Here is a 3,368-nt window from a genome sequence, read left to right as displayed (position 1 = left end):
TCGTCGCCGGCGTCCTCCATGGCGGCCCGGCAGCGCTCCTCCAGCGCGGCCACCTGCTCGGCGGCGAACGACTCGACCGCGTGCGCGCCACCGCTGCGGGCGATCCAGCGCAGCGCGGCGGTGGCGATGTTGTCGTAGTGGTGGGTACCGCAGCGCACCCGGGCGGCCTCGGTCAGCACGAAGACCTTGGCCGGCCGGCCCCGGCCCCGGCTGGCCCGCACCGCCTGCTCGCGGGCGACCACGTCGCCGTCGGCGAGCATCGCGTCGAGGTGCCGGCGGATCGCGGCCGGGCTGAGCCCGAGCGCCGAGCCGAGCTGGGCGGCGGTGGTCGCACCCCGCTCCAGCAGCAGCTGGGTGACCCGGTCCCGGGTGGAGAGGTCGGTGGACGCGGTCCCGCCGGCGACCGGTGCGGTCGCCGGGAGCTGCTCGGAGAGCGCCGCCGCGTTTTTCACAACAGCAACGTTACGTAATTCGCGGAGGGCCCGCAAACCCGGGGTCCGGTGATCCCGACCACCGGTGTGGCGGAGTCACCCGATCGAGGTCCACTACGGTGCGTAGGATTCGCTCCGTGAAGCCTTCCGTCCGGTTCCCGGTCAGCCCGACGCTGCTGGCGCGCCTCGCGTACACCTCGATCATCGCGAACGTGGCGATCGTGGTCACCGGCGGGGGCGTCCGGCTCACCCGATCCGGTCTCGGTTGCCCGACCTGGCCCCGGTGCACCGACGAGTCGTACACCACCACCCCGGAGATGGGCATCAACGGGGCGATCGAGTTCGGCAACCGGCTGCTCACCTTCGTGGTGGGGATCATCGCGCTCGCCGTGGTGCTGGGCGTGCTCGCCCAGCGGCCCCGCCGCCGGGGCCTGCTGCCGCTGGCGCTGGCCGTGCTCTTCGGCATCCCCGCGCAGGCGGTGATCGGCGGGATCACCGTGCTGACCCACCTCAACCCGTGGGTGGTCGGGCTGCACTTCCTCGCCTCGATGGTGGTCATCGCCGCCGCGTACGCCCTCTGGCGCCGGATCGTGGAGCCGGACGGGCCGGTGACGCCCACCGTGCCCGCGCCGCTGCGTACCCTCGCCCTGCTCACCACCGTGGTGAGCGCGGCGGTGCTGGTGGTCGGCACCTGGGTGACCGGCAGCGGCCCGCACGCCGGCGACCAGGGCGCGGCCCGCAACGGGCTCGACCCGCAGGCGATCTCCCAGGTGCACGCCGACGGGGTGTTCCTGCTCATCGGCCTCTCGGTGGCGCTGGTCCTCGCCTTCCGGGCGGTGGGCGCGACCCGGGCCGCCCGGGCCGCCGCGGTGCTGGTCGCGGTGGAGCTGAGCCAGGGGCTGATCGGCTTCGTGCAGTACTTCACCCACCTGCCGGCCGCCCTGGTCGCCGCGCACATGCTCGGCTCGTGCCTGGTGCTGCTGGCCACCCTGGCGGTGCTCTGGTCGACCCGGGAGCGCCGGCCGGTCGCGCCGCCCGCACAGCCGGCACCGGCGGCGGAACCGGTCACCGCGGTCGCCTGACCCACGGACCGGGGCAGCGGTCCCGGCGTTAACCCCGGGACCCGGCGGGAACCCGGCGGCGGAGACATCCGTACGCCGAGGGGAGCGTCCGTGTCCACCAGAGGGCTGTCCACCGCCGTGCCGCAGCGGCTCACCCCGGTGGCCGGCGCGCCGCTGTGGTGCGACGCGCGGGAGTTCGGGCTCACCGGCGACGGGGTGACCAACGACCAGCCGGCGCTCTCCGCCCTGGTGGACCGGTTGGGCGACGGGTACGCCGCGGACGGCCGCGCCCGGGTGATCTGGTGCCCGCCCGGGATCTACTCGATCCGGGACGCCGGCACGGTGTGGCGCAGCGGGGTGTCGCTGATCGGCGCCGGCCCGGCGGCCACCCGCTTCCTGCTGAGCAACGAGGGCAACCGGGCCGACCCGGTGCCGCTGGCGTACTGGACGGTGCTGCAGCACGGGGCCAGCAGGGAGCGGCACATCGCGGACTGCACCTTCGCCGACTTCGAGATCGACGGGTCCGGGGTGGGCCAGGTGCAGTACTGCTACCTCGCCAAGGGCCTGGGCATCCAGTACATGGTCCGGGGGGTGTTCCGGAACCTCTACATCCACCACACCGGGGCGAGCGGGCTGGGCTGCGACTTCCTCCAGGACAGCCTGATCGACGGGGTGGTCGCGGTGGGCTGCGGCCGGCTGGACAACGGGGTGGAGATGGGTGGCGCCGGCATCGGGATCGGGGCCGGCGGCTGGGGCGAGGTGGAGCGGCTCACCATCGCCAACTGCACCACGGTCGGCAACGGCACCAACGGGATCTTCCTGGAGCTGCAGAAGGACTGGTGGCCGCCGCCACGGGGCTACCGCATCATCGGCTGCCACAGCCAGGCCAACCGGTTCGGCATCTCGGACTGGGGCACCGACGGGCTGATCGTTTCGTCCTGCACGCTCAGCGACAACCTGGAGGCCGGCTTCGACGTCTCGGCCAACGGCACGGCCGGGGTCGCGGGGCGCGGCGGGCTGCTCACCGACTGCGTGCTCGATCGCAACGTCGGGGACGGGATCAGCATGGGCAACTCCCCCGGGCCGTACACCGTCCGGGGCAACCGGATCAGCCGCAACGGCGGGTACGGCTACCACGAGCACGACCTGGGGCACGGCTTCACCGGGGCGGCCGCCGACGTGGTGCTCGACGGCAACGAGATCTGGGAGAACGGGCTGGACGGCATCCGGATCGACCGGCCGATGACCGACGCCACGGTGGTGAACAACCGGATCCGCAACAACGGCCGCCGCTGCGCGCCGGCGGCGAGCGGGGCGGGCGAGTCGGTGCGCTACGGCGACCGCAAGCTGGTCGACGCGGGGGCGCACTGGCCACCCGACGGGCACCGGGGCAAGGTCGTCCGGGTCGGCTCGCACACCGCCGTGGTGGCCGCGAACACCGACACCGAGCTGACCCTGGCCGAGGTACGCCCGGACGCGGTCAGCGGGTGGAACGAGGACACCCCGCCCCCCGGGGCCCGGTACGAGCTGCCGGACCCGCCGCCCGTGCGGGCCGGGATCACCGTCAACGCCGCGTTCGACTTCGCCACCGTGCGGGCCAACCGGATCTGGGACCACCGGGACGACCAGACCCAGACGTACGGGCTGTGGGTCACCGACCGGGGCAGCTGCGTCTCCTGCCGGGTGGAGGACAACGACTTCCTCGGCAACGCCGAGGGCGCGGTGCGCCTGGACACCCCGCCGGTGGCCGGCCGCTGGCAGCGCAACCACCAGGACTGAGCACCCGGGCCCGGTAGCGGGGGGGGGGGGGGGGGCGGCGCGGGCGGGGGGGGCGGGGGGCCCGCCCCCGCCACGGCGGTGGCGCTGCCGGACGGGG

3 protein-coding genes are annotated in these 3,368 nt (G+C 74.5%); 2 read left to right on the top strand and 1 reads right to left on the bottom strand.

The window, feature by feature from the left end:
* Positions 1-452 (bottom strand): helix-turn-helix transcriptional regulator (locus ACWEVO_RS33080; protein WP_452311360.1); only part of this gene is annotated, 452 nt, incomplete at its 3' end.
* A gap of 98 nt (positions 453-550) precedes the next feature.
* Between ACWEVO_RS33080 and ACWEVO_RS33075 the strand changes: the two genes are divergently transcribed.
* Both ACWEVO_RS33075 and ACWEVO_RS33070 read left to right on the top strand, forming a co-directional pair.
* Complete coding sequence (locus tag ACWEVO_RS33075; protein ID WP_452311359.1) at positions 551-1,513, top strand: COX15/CtaA family protein; 963 nt, start codon at positions 551-553, stop codon at positions 1,511-1,513.
* Between the two features lie 90 nt (positions 1,514-1,603).
* Positions 1,604-3,271: a right-handed parallel beta-helix repeat-containing protein gene (locus tag ACWEVO_RS33070; protein ID WP_452311358.1), complete on the top strand. Its 1,668-nt coding sequence runs from the start codon at positions 1,604-1,606 to the stop codon at positions 3,269-3,271.
* Positions 3,272-3,368 lie beyond the last annotated feature (97 nt).

The organism is Micromonospora sp. NPDC003776 (assembly GCF_053605645.1).
The sequence above is the reverse complement of the archived record's forward strand: the minus strand, read 5'-3'. Positions and strand labels throughout refer to the sequence as shown.